Origin of the sequence: Wolbachia endosymbiont (group A) of Scambus nigricans (genome assembly GCF_947251485.1) — a bacterium.
Taxonomy (GTDB): Bacteria; Pseudomonadota; Alphaproteobacteria; order Rickettsiales; family Anaplasmataceae; genus Wolbachia; species Wolbachia pipientis.
In genome coordinates this window covers 124,170-137,551 of record NZ_OX366356.1, presented here as the reverse complement: position 1 = coordinate 137,551, position 13,382 = coordinate 124,170, and the positions used below count along the sequence as shown (strand labels likewise).

General features: G+C 34.1%; 12 protein-coding genes and 7 pseudogenes. 9 read left to right on the top strand and 10 right to left on the bottom strand.

Annotated elements, in window-relative coordinates:
* Positions 1-55 precede the first annotated feature (55 nt).
* The gene (locus tag OPR46_RS00830; protein ID WP_264329440.1) at positions 56-1,819 is read right to left on the bottom strand and encodes an Rne/Rng family ribonuclease; all 1,764 of its coding nucleotides are present in this window, start codon (positions 1,817-1,819) and stop codon (positions 56-58) included.
* 149 nt (positions 1,820-1,968) lie between these two features.
* Here OPR46_RS00830 and rpmG point away from each other — a divergent pair, with 149 nt between their 5' ends.
* The gene (gene rpmG, locus OPR46_RS00825) at positions 1,969-2,169 is read left to right on the top strand and encodes a 50S ribosomal protein L33 (RefSeq protein WP_064124823.1); all 201 of its coding nucleotides are present in this window, start codon (positions 1,969-1,971) and stop codon (positions 2,167-2,169) included.
* Positions 2,170-2,194: 25 nt separating this feature from the next.
* Positions 2,195-2,470, top strand: coding sequence for a helix-turn-helix domain-containing protein (locus OPR46_RS00820; RefSeq protein WP_096616492.1), 276 nt, complete (start codon positions 2,195-2,197; stop codon positions 2,468-2,470).
* A gap of 383 nt (positions 2,471-2,853) precedes the next feature.
* On the opposite strand, the gene OPR46_RS00815 is transcribed toward OPR46_RS00820, so the two are convergent.
* The gene (locus tag OPR46_RS00815; protein WP_010962934.1) at positions 2,854-3,735 is read right to left on the bottom strand and encodes a zinc ABC transporter substrate-binding protein; all 882 of its coding nucleotides are present in this window, start codon (positions 3,733-3,735) and stop codon (positions 2,854-2,856) included.
* On the opposite strand from OPR46_RS00815, the gene OPR46_RS00810 reads away from it, so the two are divergent.
* Complete coding sequence (locus OPR46_RS00810) at positions 3,727-4,467, top strand: metal ABC transporter ATP-binding protein (RefSeq protein WP_265043480.1); 741 nt, start codon at positions 3,727-3,729, stop codon at positions 4,465-4,467. The genes OPR46_RS00815 and OPR46_RS00810 overlap by 9 nt on opposite strands.
* Positions 4,464-5,894, top strand: a complete 1,431-nt coding sequence (ubiB, locus tag OPR46_RS00805; RefSeq protein ID WP_265043479.1) for a 2-polyprenylphenol 6-hydroxylase — start codon at positions 4,464-4,466, stop codon at positions 5,892-5,894. The genes OPR46_RS00810 and ubiB overlap by 4 nt, the downstream gene beginning before the upstream one ends.
* A gap of 404 nt (positions 5,895-6,298) precedes the next feature.
* Here the strand turns inward: ubiB and OPR46_RS00800 are convergent, their stop codons facing one another.
* From OPR46_RS00800 to OPR46_RS00790, 3 genes are all read right to left on the bottom strand, one after another.
* Positions 6,299-6,427 (bottom strand): hypothetical protein, encoded by a 129-nt coding sequence (locus OPR46_RS00800; RefSeq protein ID WP_265043478.1) that lies wholly within the window; start codon positions 6,425-6,427, stop codon positions 6,299-6,301.
* Positions 6,403-6,702 (bottom strand): transposase, encoded by a 300-nt coding sequence (locus OPR46_RS00795; RefSeq protein ID WP_265043476.1) that lies wholly within the window; start codon positions 6,700-6,702, stop codon positions 6,403-6,405. Before OPR46_RS00795 ends, OPR46_RS00800 begins: the two co-directional genes overlap by 25 nt.
* Positions 6,703-6,869: 167 nt before the next feature.
* On the bottom strand, positions 6,870-7,241 hold the full coding sequence (locus tag OPR46_RS00790; RefSeq protein WP_265043474.1) for a transposase: 372 nt from the start codon (positions 7,239-7,241) through the stop codon (positions 6,870-6,872).
* A 186-nt stretch (positions 7,242-7,427) separates the two neighbouring features.
* Here OPR46_RS00790 and OPR46_RS00785 point away from each other — a divergent pair, with 186 nt between their 5' ends.
* Positions 7,428-7,649 carry a hypothetical protein gene (locus OPR46_RS00785; protein ID WP_265043473.1) on the top strand — a complete coding sequence of 74 codons (222 nt, stop codon included), beginning with the start codon at positions 7,428-7,430 and terminating at the stop codon, positions 7,647-7,649.
* A gap of 154 nt (positions 7,650-7,803) precedes the next feature.
* On the opposite strand, the gene OPR46_RS00780 is transcribed toward OPR46_RS00785, so the two are convergent.
* From OPR46_RS00780 to OPR46_RS06595, 3 genes and pseudogenes are all read right to left on the bottom strand, one after another.
* Positions 7,804-9,108, bottom strand: a complete 1,305-nt coding sequence (locus tag OPR46_RS00780) for a hypothetical protein (protein WP_265043472.1) — start codon at positions 9,106-9,108, stop codon at positions 7,804-7,806.
* A gap of 156 nt (positions 9,109-9,264) precedes the next feature.
* Positions 9,265-9,496: pseudogene (locus OPR46_RS06600) on the bottom strand (IS4-like element ISWosp2 family transposase); the annotation flags it as partial.
* Positions 9,497-9,600: 104 nt separating this feature from the next.
* Positions 9,601-9,776, bottom strand: a pseudogene (locus OPR46_RS06595) (IS4-like element ISWosp2 family transposase); the annotation flags it as partial.
* Positions 9,777-9,992: 216 nt separating this feature from the next.
* Between OPR46_RS06595 and OPR46_RS00770 the strand changes: the two are divergent.
* Together OPR46_RS00770 and OPR46_RS00765 are read left to right on the top strand one after the other, a co-directional pair.
* Positions 9,993-10,521: pseudogene (locus OPR46_RS00770) on the top strand (IS110 family transposase); the annotation flags it as partial.
* A 104-nt stretch (positions 10,522-10,625) separates the two neighbouring features.
* Positions 10,626-10,994 (top strand): annotated as a pseudogene (locus OPR46_RS00765) (transposase); the annotation flags it as partial.
* On the opposite strand, the gene OPR46_RS00760 reads toward OPR46_RS00765, so the two are convergent.
* Complete coding sequence (locus tag OPR46_RS00760) at positions 10,984-11,118, bottom strand: hypothetical protein (protein ID WP_265043471.1); 135 nt, start codon at positions 11,116-11,118, stop codon at positions 10,984-10,986. The pseudogene OPR46_RS00765 and the gene OPR46_RS00760 sit on opposite strands and share 11 nt — an antisense overlap.
* A pseudogene (locus OPR46_RS00755) lies at positions 11,095-12,031 on the bottom strand (IS4 family transposase); the annotation flags it as partial. The gene OPR46_RS00760 and the pseudogene OPR46_RS00755, both read right to left, overlap by 24 nt.
* 80 nt (positions 12,032-12,111) lie before the next feature.
* On the opposite strand from OPR46_RS00755, the pseudogene OPR46_RS00750 reads away from it, so the two are divergent.
* A pseudogene (locus tag OPR46_RS00750) lies at positions 12,112-12,333 on the top strand (tRNA pseudouridine(55) synthase TruB); the annotation flags it as partial.
* Positions 12,334-12,423: 90 nt separating this feature from the next.
* Positions 12,424-13,301, top strand: a pseudogene (locus OPR46_RS06925) (IS5 family transposase); the annotation flags it as partial.
* Positions 13,302-13,382 lie beyond the last annotated feature (81 nt).

Sequence of the window (13,382 nt, the reverse complement as noted above, 5' to 3'; positions counted from 1 at the left end):
ATAAGAATATATAAGTATAGGGCTCATTAATTACAAGCCCAATTTAGGTTTCTAATTAGTTATTAGAACTTAAAAGGCGCGAAAGCCACTTAGTCAGCCAAAAATTGCCTCGTAGTTTATTTGAATTATCAGCTTCTTCATTGCTGCTATCCCCAATTTGGTATCCAGAGTTCTGTAATGGCTTATAACCGTTTAAATTAACATCATCTCCTTGTTTTAAAACAAATGTATTTACATCTAAACTGTTATCAATACTAACGTTCAATGTAATATTAAACTCTTTTTCGATTGTAGAAACTGTATTGCGTTTGTTATTAAAAATGTGCGCTATAACTGCACTGTGTGCTACTAAATCAAAAGACTTATTTCGATTCTTGTTAGCAATATGTTGTAAATCCCTTAGTATTGATGAAACAATTACTTCGTTTGATTTTACTCTTCCAGTACCTTTGCAGTGTAAACACTCTGTAGTATTAATTTCTTGTATGTTTGGTTTAATTCTTTGTCTTGAAAATACCATTAAACCAAAGTCATTTATGTAGCTAAATTGAACTTTAGCTTTATCATCTTTAAACGCTTGCTTTATAGCAGACTCAACAGCTCTGCAATACTGATATTTCAACATATCAATAAAATCGACTACTATTAATCCTGATAGGCCCCTAAGATTCACCTGTCTTGATATTTCAGGTACTGCTTCCATGTTGGTTCTATAAGCTGTTTCTTCTATGCTATCTTCTCCTGTCATCTTTCCTGAATTTACGTCTATTGAAACAAACGCCTCAGTTAAAGTTATTATCAAAGACCCACCAGATGGCAATTCTACTCTATTGCTATATAACTCAGAAATTTGATCTTCGATTCCGTAGTAAGTAAAGATCGGAGCATAACCTCTATACAATCTATAGCGCAACTTACTACCTTTTAGTGCATTGTTGGCATATTGCCTAACTGCCTCAAAAGCTTCCTTTCCAGACACTATAACTTCTATACCATCGCTACAAAAATCACGAACAGATCTCATAATTACATCTGCTTCATTGTAAATTAATGATGGAACGTTTACAGAGAAGGCATTTTTTTGAATGCTCTGCCATAATGAGGATAAGTAATTGTAATCCTGCTCAATTTCTTTCTTATTTTTTCCTGAACCAACAGTTCTTACTATTAAACCTGATCTTTTTGGCAAGTTTATCGAACTCAGTATCTCCTTTAACTGCTTTCTGACATTAGCATCTTCAATTCTGCGGGACACTCCACCTTTGCTCATGGAATTTGGCATGAAAACACAGTATCTACCCACTAAAGTTATGTATGTTGTAAATGAAGCTCCTTTATTGCCTCGTTCCTCTTTAGTTAGCTGGACCAATACTTTTTGATTTACTGAAATAACATCTTGTAATTTGTATTTTTTATATAAAGGTACCTCTCTTACAAAACCACTACCTGATTCGTTGACATTCTTACTAGCTGCAGAATCTGAAGAAACATTTGCTGAGGCTTCTTCTATACAATCGTCATTTGAGTAGCCCTCAAAGATAGTTTCCTTTTCTTTTTCTGGAATGTTGAAGTAATCTAGAGATATCTCGGAAAAAGACAAAAAACCTTGCTTATTTTTCCCATATTCAATAAATACGGCTTGCAAAGAAGGCTCTATACGCTTTATATAAGCAACGTATATATTACCTCTTAATTGTTTTTTTTCCTTGAATTCTTGTTCAAATTCTACAACCTTGTTATTAATTGACAAGGCAACTCTTACCTCATTAGAACAGATAGAATTTTCTATCAATAATACCCTTTTACCACTATTTGTCACTTATTTACCGTTTGCTTTTTATTCTGAAGTTAACTTTATGCTACTTAATGCACTGTTGATTGTCAAGGATTTTGCAATCTGCATTATTCGATTGACTTTTAGTATTTTGCGTAATAAACTCGCATAGAATTTATTATATCATTATAAGTATGGCGAAAAAAAATGCTTCTTTGCTCGTTAAGTTAGTCAGCACTGCAATCAAGATAACAAAAACTGGTGAAGAAAAATCAACTGGCTATTTTTATGTAAAAAAGCGTAATCCAAAAAAGCTCACCAGAAAACTGGAGTTTAGGAAGTATGACCCAGTAGTCAGAAGGCATGTGTTATTTAAAGAAGAAAAACTAAAGTAATTTTTTTATAAGGAATTTTATTATTATGCAAAATTTACAATTAAGTTATCCTATAATAGTAGAGTTGGGGGATGTGAAAGATACAAAACTGAAATTAATAAAGGTCATTGCACAATTAATAGGTAAGAAGTACAAAACACAGAAAAAAGCAGCAAATGCTCTAAAGATTGATCAACCTAAAGTATCTCAAATCAATAGATCAAAAGTCGAAGGGTTCTCCTTAGAATACTTGCTTAATTTATTGGTTGCATTGAATCAAGACATAAACGTAAGAATAAAGCATAATTCTAAACCTGCATAATATGGTATCCGTTCAGCGGAGTGGCAAAATAAGGTAGGCAAGATAAATCAATCCCGGTGTCAAGCACTGGGATGACAAGGTATAAACCTTATCGTCATGCTGCCGCGAACCGTCATACCGCGATTCATTCGCGGTATCTCTAGATCCCGCTAACAAGTAGCGGGATGACGGTTATCAGGCCAGCACCCCTACGATGTCATTCCAGTCTGGGATCCAGGAATTTTATTAAGTTAGTAAGCATAAAAGTAGCCGTTTTATGTTAAAATACAACGTTTTGATGATTATGAAAAAGCTGGATTCCAGACTGGAATGACACCATTTGTTGTAAACTCACTTCTTCTTGATTTGTAGAACAATAAAACAGTAAGCTAAAAGGGAACTTATTACTCAACAAAACAAGACTTAAAATTTTGTGCAATGCTATTGATTATAGCTAGATATGCATCTTTCCCAGGCTCTATGTCTGATCCAATAGGATCAAGAACTACCATTTTTGCGTCATTAGAAAGGGCGTTAGGCTTTATGCTATCTTCCTGTGAATGAGCAAATATACATTTAACGTTTTCTTCCTTCATTATCTTTTTTAGCTTCATTAAACTCTTCATACCTATGTAAGAATCCTCTTCTATGGAAAGAATAGCGCTTGGATGATTTAGACCGAAATATTTTTCAAAATATTGATAAGCATCATGAGTAACGATGTATTTTTGATTTTTAAAATCATTCAGTTCTTTCATGATTTCTTTTACTTCTTGGTCTATTTTTTTTATAGCTTTTGTTGCATTAGAACTGTATCGATGGGAATTTCCTTTATCTATGTCAGACAATGTTGCACTTATAGAAAGTATCATGCTCTTTGCATTTTCGGGACTCAGCCACATGTGTAAATCTTTTTCATCTTGAATGTGAGTGATTTTTCTAGAAAATGAATGTGGCCGAGTAGGAAGTAGGTTGATTGCCTTTGACAATTGCACTAGTTCTTTATTATTTTTGGCGAAAGTTTGAACAAACGTCTCTAAGTTATCGTCAACATAAAATATAACGTCACTTGATTCTAAATTACTCGCATCAGATGGCTTTAATATATAATTATGTGCAGATGTTGCATAGCCAAGCAATTCCGGTTCTAAAATCCCTTCTGTAACAGAAGCTACAAGTGAGTGGATAGGTTTGATTGTAGCTACAACTTTTAAATTGGATGAAAAGGCAATATTATAGTATAGTGTAAGTGAAAGTAATAGAAAAAAAGCCAGTAAATGTCTCATATAAACGTTGAGAAGAAGTTAAATTTTGTCAATAAATTGAATAATGTCAATAATCGTGTTCTAAAAATAGAAAATCTTGCTCTCGCATATGATGGTAAAAGAATCCTTGACAATATCAATATGTTCATGGAAAGAGGAGACATAATTACAATACTTGGTCCAAATGGTGGAGGTAAAACCTCTTTAGTGAAAGCAATTGCTGGTATAAATAAAAATTATACTGGAAATATTGTGTTAGCTGAGAACACAAAAATTAGCTACATGCCGCAAAATTTTAGTATTAGTAATTTGATGCCAATAACAGTTGAATATTTTCTTTTAAATAGCTCCTTGAAAAGACTAAAGAAAAATCAATCCATTATTACAGAAACGATAGAGTTGGCTGGTATCGGTAACATTTTGAAAAATCAAGTATTAGAAATTTCTGCAGGGCAAACACAATTATTACTGCTTGCACGTTGTTTAATTGCAGAGCCTGACTTGATCATTCTAGATGAGCCAGTTAGTGCAATGGATATTAACGCACGGGCTAAGTTCTATGATATTATAAGCAAAATAGCAAAAAACCGATTAGTGTCGATTCTTATGACTTCTCATGATCTTAACTCTGCTCTACCATGCTCAGATTACATAATTTGTATAAATAATACTATCTACTGCCAAGGTAAGCCTGGTGAGATTATGAAGGGTAAAACCCTAAATGAAATATTTAGCAGTTACGCAGCGAAATGATTCAAAATATTTTGCGTCTTCTGCACATAACTACAGTGCTGACGCGTTACAATATATTACCTTATTTACTTCCACCATCAAAGAAATCAATAAATAAGATACAAGGCCATAAACTAAAGCGTGCTCTTGAAAAATTAGGTCCGGTGTTCATTAAGTTTGGGCAGTCTATTTCATCACGTACTGATGTTTTAAATGAGGATATAACAAATAACTTGTTATTGATATGTGATAGATTGCCATCGTTTTCACATAAAATAGCAGTTAAAACTATAGAAAGTGAGTTTAATTGTAAATTGAGCGACATTTTTTCAAGCTTTTCTGAAAAGCCAATTGCAGCAGCATCGATTTCTCAGGTGCATAGAGCGGTTACAACTGAGGGTAAAGAAGTTGCTGTGAAGGTTTTAAGGCCAAATATTGAGAAAACATTCTCAAGGGATATAAAAATGCTTTCTTGGCTTGCAGAAATTGCAGAAAAATTTAGCGAACAATCAAAAAGGCTGAGGCCAATTGAATTAGTCAAAACTTTTGCTGAAATTTGCCGATTAGAGTTAGATCTACGTTTTGAAGCTGCTCACTCTTCGGAACTAAAGGAAAACACAAAAAATGACAGAGGTTTTTACGTACCTGAAATAGATTGGAATAGAACTTCGAAAAAGGTTTTAACATTAGAATGGATAGAAGCAACGCCAATATACGAAGTTGAAAAACTGAATAATCGTAAGCAAATAGCTATCAATCTTATAGAATCGTTTTGCAATCAAGTATACAGGGATTGTTTTTTTCATGCTGATATGCATCCTGGAAATCTAATGGTTGATAGTAATAACAATATTATTGCCCTGGATTGTGGAATCATGGGTAGAATAGATCGTGAGACATGCTATTACGTTATAGAGATACTCAAAGGCTTTTTAAATCGGGATTATGATCACGTTGCAAAAATGCACTTTAGAGCTGGTTATGTTTCATCACAGCATAGAAATTTTGTCACAGCTTGCAGGGCAATAGGTGAACCCATTATTGGGCAGCCTATACAGAAGATTTCATTTGCTAGTTTACTTGCTCAGCTATTAAAAATAACTGGTGATTTTGATATGAAAGTTCAAACACAATTGTTATTGCTGCAGAAAACTATGATTTTACTGGAAGGGACATGTAGAAAGATCTACTCAGAAATCAATATGTGGAAAGTAGTTGAAGCGTGGATAAGCAGTCAACATGAAAATAAAATAGGGTATAGGGGAAAAATTAGAAGTTCTTATCCCATAAAAACAATCCAAGGAATATTTAGCCTTATAGAAAAATTGAACCTAATAGCTGATAAAAAATTAGAAAACATCCAAATTAAAAATAAATCAAATGGAAAAGTCTATTTTTTATTGTGGTTTGTAATTATAATTCTAATCGTTAAACTTTTAATTTCTTAAACTATGGGAAAAAACTGCGTCAAATCCAATTTTTATTCAACTTAATTTTTAATCTGCAGGAGCCGAGTTGAGAATGTCCAATTTTCCACTTTCTTTATGTATCTGTTCAGCAGAGTGGCAAAATAAGGTAGACGAGAAAAGACAACTATAGGAACAAATGGGTGTCATGCCAGTGCGTGACACTGGCCTCTTGTTTCAATGTTAAACAAAATACCATAGAATTCAAAAAGACAATTCCTAGAAAATTTCTACATCCAAAAAAGGCATAAGTTATGTTAATGCTGTTTGAATGAGATGATATAAAGATAAGCCAAATTTTTACAAAGAAAACATTTCAAGCAGCAAGACACCTTTGATTGAAAGAGAGCACCAAATTTATGGGGTGAGTAACTGCGCTATTTCAACTATATAGCCTTTCTTATAATAGTCCGAATGCGATAAGATATGTGTTTATGGCTATAGCAGGCCAGTAGCATATTACGGTCTGTTCGGATTATTGTAAAAAGAGCTATAAAAGGTGTAAGTCTGTACATTGATGCATTAGAGGTCTGAGGCAACTTTTGATGGTGTGCCAACAATGCTCTATCGGATTTAGATCAGGTGAATATGTTGGAAGATAAAGCAAATGACAGCCAAAAGACTCTATTAATGACTTTGTTTTGGGAGTTTTATGGAATGTAGCATTATCCATAACTATGGTTGTATCACGCTGTAATTGTGGAAGTAATCTTCGCTCTAACCATACATTAAATATATCTTTATTACACCCTCCTGTGAAGGTCATTGGTGCAATAAACTTCTCATCCACCTATTATACTCACTCTTTCCCGCTTTTTTCCTGGAACATCAGCATATATTTTTTCTCCTCTTGGAGCTCGTGCATATTCTCGGTATAGTCTATTATCAACTCCTGCTTCATCTATACATAAAATGCTACAGTGGTCTATTTTTGAGACTTTATCGATAAATTGCTGCCTATCTTCTTGATTGCGCTCTTGATAGAATGTGACTTTTTTTAAAGGTTATTTTTAGCTGTCTTAATCTATACCAAATTGCACTTATCCCAAAGCCAAGGTTTTGTTTCATTTCTGCTAGTGTGTGATCTGGGTGTTTTTTGACATATTCTTCGAGTATTTCTGGATCTATTTTTCGAATAAAACCAGTACTTTTTACCGCTTTGAGACCTTGGCCAGTAGCTTTCTTTTTTAGCCATCTATATAGTGTTGCTATCCCTATCTCAAAAACCTCTGCAACTTCAACCTTTGACTTTCCTTTTTCTACCAAAGACACTGCTTTTTCCCTTAAATCTACACTATATACCATCGCTTTCCCTACTTTAAAAAACATATTATACCTTTATCATTCGCTTTTGAAAATACTATAGTTAGCGGAATGACGGTTTTTCAAATTGTCGGTAAATCTAAGTCAGTTTAGCTATAATTTCCTAAATTTGCTCACAATCTCTTGACTTGACACATATGTTTTTTCCCAAATGTTATAGCTCTTTTTACAATAATCCGAACAGACCGTAATATGCTACTGGCCTGCTATAGCCATAAACACATATCTTATCGCATTCGGACTATTATAAGAAAGGCTATACTATCTTCCTCCTTTTCCTTTCTCAATTTGTGCAACCATTTCCTTTACATTTGCATGCGTGAGAAGGGAATTTTTGCTGACATGAGTTTTGGATCAGATTTTGCTGTTACGTGTTTCGTTGCAGATCTTTTATTCTCTGTTAGAAATGAATGAGATTGTTTTTTCTTCACACCGATATCCGCTTGTGCTGCTGGAGTGGTTTTGCTTTCAGCAAGCTGTACATTAGCATTTCCTTTTGCTTGATTTTGCTCAAATTTTTCTTTTAATGCCTTTACTTTACTGCCCATCTCGCGATTAGCTCCTCCTTTCATATAGCCTTTCTTATAATAGTCCGAATGCGATAAGATATGTGTTTATAGCTATAGCAGGCCAGTAGCATATTACGGTCTGTTCGGATTATTGTAAAAAGAGCTATAGTAGCTGCTGCTACTTTTGGTATCGCCTTACCAGCAGCTTTTTGTGCTGATTTCCTATTGTCTTGATTTTCAGATTTTAGTGGTACTCTTTCAGCTGATTTTTTAAGAATTACTCCTACTACTTTTGGCTCTGTGCTTACTTTTTGATTAGCACGGCTTAGATTTTTAGGCTTTGGCGGTACTGCAGGTTTATCTTTGATTACCACTTTCGATTTTTGTCTAACTTCTTGACCAGTAGTAAACATTTTTTTTGGCACTTGCGGTGGTTTTGGTGGTACGAGGGATTGAGGTTGTTGTTTCTGCTTACGTTCTCTTTTTGCTTCTATATGTTCTTTAGGAACTGTTGCATAAATTGGCTCTTCTTTGGGCGATTTTGAACTCTGCGAATTTTCTATTAAAATTTTACTCTTCTTCTCTTGATAATTTGATATGTCTTCATATTCAGACCCCTGATCTAATGAACTTTCATAGCCTGAATCCTCAGAAGGATTTTCCTTAGCATCAGGCATACTAAAACTATTAGCTCCTTTTAGTAAAGAAGATGTAGACTTTGCCTTGCTTTCTCCATCTGAGGATATTTCTGATTTAAAGCGTACCTTCCTCGAATCTGGAGCAGCCGGAGGTGCTGTTGTTGGTCGCTTTATTTGCCTCATGCGATTACCACCTAATTTTTCTTTCGGCTGTTCTTCTTTTCGCAGCTCAAAAGTACCTTCCTTTTGCTTTCTACCTTCCAAACTCACTTCGTGTGATCTATCTTTTCCTTGACTCTTTTCACTTTGTTCTAAATTTAAAGAATCTTTTAAAATATTATTTTTTCTGAAATCTTTTTCTAATTGTTCCAAGAGATCAATTTTTTTTAAAATTCTTGTATACTTAGCTGCTGTTTCTAAAGTGAAACTTGACAACTCATCATTTACAAAATTACTTATACTACTGTTCTTGGTTGGAAAATTTTTTCCCAAAATTCTATTCATTAATGTTTTAAAAAGACCTAATGGCTGTTCTACATAATTGTTCAAGTCAGTATATATAACAAACTCAGCTATACCTTTTGCCTCACCTGTAAAACCTTCTAATGCATGAGATAAATCCCTTAACGTTTTGTTATATTGTTTCTCTGCATTTCCTAGCTTTACAGCTTTGATCAGAGAATCGAGATTTTTTTTATAGTTCTCACTTTTAAATGGATTATTCATACTAATTACAGCTCATTATTTATTAAAATATAGATCTAAAATATTAAGATCTAGTAAATATTACTTTTGTAATTCATGTAGAACTATAGCTATAATAAGTAAGATTCCCTACGTCATACCGCCGCGGTATCTCCAGATCCCGCTAACAACTTACTATTACCCACAAATATGAGGTTCGTGAGCAATTCGCCATCCTTCTGCTAAATCAAAGAGATGTTTATATCCTTTCAAAAGAACATAAGGTCCTGGTTCTGGGTCATTTTTTCCTGCTAAATGGCCTCCAAGTTCATGAAACAGCTTCTTTTATGTTGGGAACTACACTTGGACATGGTTTTCTGTGTATTTTAACGTATAAAACTTTCCATTCCTCTTCAGCTAATAAGGTAGTATAGCTCTTTTTACAATAATCCGAACAGACCGTAATATGCTACTGGCCTGCTATAGCCATAAACACATATCTTATCGCATTCGGACTATTATAAGAAAGGCTATACATGGTAATGTTGGGTTAGCTCTTGCAATTGATGTAATAAAGAAGATCCTCCAAGCAATAATACTCACAACTGTTAGATATCTCATTAGTCTTTCTGCTATTCCAAGCCTACATTCTTCAACTTTGAGACCGAATTTAAAATTTTATGTAATATCTCTATTTTCCATCTAAGGCAATTGTAAGTTAAAAACGTGATATAAAAGAGATAAGAGAGAAAGATAACCCTGCTCACTAGGAATAGCGGGCGTGCGCGACCGAAAGGAAATTGGTATTACAACCGTTGGTATCAAGGTACGCTAGCCCTATCTCTCGATACGTTTGAATAGTTGCTTGGGACATATATATGCACCCGTTTACAATCTTAAATTAACTAAAACTATCGAGGTTTATTATGGTTACATCTTATCAAAATTTTATTGGCATTGACATCGGAAAATTTAAAAATGTCGTTGCAATTCACAAACAGAAGAATGCTGTCGAATTTGATAATAATGCTTCTGGTTGGCAACAATTATTTCAAGAGTTTTCAGATATTCTACCTAATGCTTTAGTGACTTTAGAAAATGCAGGGAAATATGAGCTTGGCTTATCACATTTTCTTACCGACAAAAATATTGCCGTGCATCGAGCTAATACTCGTAAAGTAAAAAGCTTTATTTTATCTCACGGAACTTTAGCAAAGTCTAGATGCAAGAGCTCTTGCTCAATATGGATTTGAACGCCATAGAACTATCTCTCTATTTGTACCTACCTCTACAGAACAATCAACTTTGGCTGCACTTTGTCAACGTCGTGATGATATTACGCAAATGAGAACTCAAGAAAAATGCAGACTTGAAGCACCGGAAAATGATCATATAAAAGAAAGCTGTCAAAAGACCATTGAGTTTTTCGATAGTCAAATAAACGAACTCAATGATATAGCTCTTTTTACAATAATCCGAACAGACCGTAATATGCTACTGGCCTGCTATAGCCATAAACACATATCTTATCGCATTCGGACTATTATAAGAAAGGCTATACTATACAAAAGATTATTGATGAAAGCCGCGAATTACAACAACGCCAAAAAATTCTTAAAACAGTTCCTGGAATAGGTAAAAAGTTATCACAAGATTTTTTGTGTTTAATGCCAGAGCTTGGTTACTTAAACAGAAAAGAAGTAGCAAGTCTTGCCGGAGTTGCACCGCATCCAAAAGAAAGTGGTAAAGCTGTTGGTTACCGAAGGATTACAGGTGGTAGAAGTAACGTTCGTTCAAAGCTCTTTACAGCCGCTATGGCTGCTACAAGGTCAAAATCTATACTTGGCGCCTTTTATTCTAAGCTTGTTGAAAGTGGTAAGAAGAAGATGGTGGCTATAACAGCCCTAATGCATAAAATTATAGTATAGCCCTTCTTATAATAGTCCGAATGCGATAAGATATGTGTTTATGGCTATAGCAGGCCAGTAGCATATTACGGTCTGTTCGGATTATTGTAAAAAGAGCTATAACTGAAAGATTCGTTAATAGCATCCATTCTAGAGGTTTTTTTTAAGGGAAGGGGAGTTTTCTCAACAACATAAACTGCATAAAGTGGTAATTTAGGTAGTTCTTCCGTCTTATGCCTAATATTATTCTTAGATGGATTCATCATAAACTTTCCAAATCTAACCTCCAAACGTGCTGTTCTTTTTGGCTTATTATCTTTTACAGGAACTTCAACTTCTACCGTACCTGCACAATGAGAGGATTTAATAAATGCCCATAACTTCTGCTCACCTTTTTCAGGATATCGAGATTTTCTATTTACTGCTCTATCTCTGCATGCTCTAACTAGCACTGCCGAATTAAGATTATGTGCAAGCTCAAAAAAGTCATATATATCTGCTTCTCTATCGCATACAGTTATAGTCTCAGTTTGAGTTGGATCAATAATATTATTTGTTTTTCTTAAAGTTTCCAACCACTTTACGCTTTCTTTATCTTCAATGCGATCGCTCTTTTTTTAAGGTTCTCAGTTTCTTCAGGTCTTGAATAAACTTTTTGATCTAGTATCCCTAGTACCAAACCTTCTATACTAACGGCAAGAGCTGTATGCATGATAATACCTTTTGCAGTATCATAACTGGACAAATTTGCTAATCCGCTTGTTTTTTTATGGTTATTATATACAATGTAACTGGTATCTTGAATGACAAGAACCCTCTTGTGAGCTTTTGTTCTCTCAACCGTCTTATTAATATGTGTAGCTAAAATATCACTTTCTTTTACATTCTCATTTTGAAAAAAACGGTATGCTGCTTTTGCTTCTGACCAACTTTCACATGCTTGATTAATCTAACTTTCAGGTAATTTTGTCAAACATATCAGCAATCTTTACTAATCGCTCAGTTAACCTTTTATCTCCAAATTCATTTTTAGCCCATTCACTACTTTTACTTGCCATTTTACACCCTCAATATTTGCAAACTTTAATATTGTAATACTTTATTTATAAGTACATTTATATTTGTGGGTAATAGTAAGATAAATAATAGTGCAAATTTTTCTATGATATGCGGTAGTGGTGTATATGTAAGATCAATTGCTCGTGATCTTGGAATTGCATTAAATTGTTTTGGACACATTACAAAATTAAGAAGAACTATGGTAGGTGACTTTAGAGAAAATGAATCAGTGACAATTGAGCAACTTACTAAAAAAAACACAACAACTTACTCTCCGATGTCATCCCAGTGCTTGACACTGGGATGGCTTTGTTGCATAGCAACTGAAAAAATCTGGTGGCTACTGACAAAATTCATTATAAAATAGCCATTTAACCTTGAAAGAAAAAATATGCCACAAAAAATGAGGGTCAGTAACCATAGCGAATATAACAAATTTCTAGAAAAAAGAGGAAATATTTTTCATTATATCAACGAAGCCATAGAAAAGTGGTACGAGAATGGTCCAAAAATACCAGGTGGCAACAATATTTATAGCGATAAAGTTGTAATTTTGGTGCACATAATAACTTGTTTATTTAGAATAGGCCTGAGGCAAACAGTTGGGTTTATAGCAGGATACCTTGAGCAAATTGGGAAAAATTTGCAAGTTATCAGCTATTCACAATCATCAAGAAGGTTTAAGAAACTCAATATTAAGATCAATGATTGCAGAAAATAATATGGAAGATATCGAAATTGCTATAGACAGTACAGGAATTAGTATATACAACAACACTCCTGGTCATAGCAAAGGAAATAGCGAAGATAGAAAGTATCGCAGCTATGAACAGACAAGAAAATTGCATGTAATGTTGAATACAAACAGGAAAAAAGCCATAGCTGTAAAATACAGTAACGGCTGATCACTATGGAGCTTGTGATTTGCTAAAAGAAGTCGATTTTCAGTATGTCATAAAAGTACTATATGCAGATAGGGCATATGACAGAGAAAAGCTCTATAAGCTGTGTAATCAATATGGTATAAAAACGAAAATTCCTCCGAAAAACAACGCAGCAGAGCATCCAAAGTTAGACTATATGGCTGAGAGAAATTCTGCAGTCAAGCTCATAAAGTCATATGATGAAGATGGTATAAAGAAGTGGAAAAAAGAGATGAGTTATGGAAAAAGATCTTATATAGAAAGTTTTTTCTCGCGACTGAAACAAACATTCGGGTTTAGTTTTAGGAATAAATCTGAGACAAATAGAGAGAAGGAACTACTTGTTATAGCTCTTTTTACAATAATCCGAACAGACCGTAATATGCTACTGGCCTGCTATAGCCATAAACACATATCTTATCGCATT

Bases quoted from the DNA above. Each gene is read 5' to 3' on its own strand.
- rpmG (WP_064124823.1), top strand. From the start codon at position 1,969: ATGGCGAAAAAAAATGCTTCTTTGCTCGTTAAGTTAGTCAGCACTGCA.
- OPR46_RS00820 (WP_096616492.1), top strand. From the start codon at position 2,195: ATGCAAAATTTACAATTAAGTTATCCTATAATAGTAGAGTTGGGGGAT.
- OPR46_RS00810 (WP_265043480.1), top strand. From the start codon at position 3,727: ATGTCTCATATAAACGTTGAGAAGAAGTTAAATTTTGTCAATAAATTG.
- OPR46_RS00815 (WP_010962934.1), bottom strand. From the start codon at position 3,735: ATGAGACATTTACTGGCTTTTTTTCTATTACTTTCACTTACACTATAC.
- ubiB (WP_265043479.1), top strand. From the start codon at position 4,464: ATGATTCAAAATATTTTGCGTCTTCTGCACATAACTACAGTGCTGACG.
- OPR46_RS00800 (WP_265043478.1), bottom strand. From the start codon at position 6,427: ATGTACAGACTTACACCTTTTATAGCTCTTTTTACAATAATCCGAACA.
- OPR46_RS00790 (WP_265043474.1), bottom strand. From the start codon at position 7,241: ATGTTTTTTAAAGTAGGGAAAGCGATGGTATATAGTGTAGATTTAAGG.
- OPR46_RS00785 (WP_265043473.1), top strand. From the start codon at position 7,428: ATGCTACTGGCCTGCTATAGCCATAAACACATATCTTATCGCATTCGG.
- OPR46_RS00780 (WP_265043472.1), bottom strand. From the start codon at position 9,108: ATGAATAATCCATTTAAAAGTGAGAACTATAAAAAAAATCTCGATTCT.
- OPR46_RS00760 (WP_265043471.1), bottom strand. From the start codon at position 11,118: ATGCTATTAACGAATCTTTCAGTTATAGCTCTTTTTACAATAATCCGA.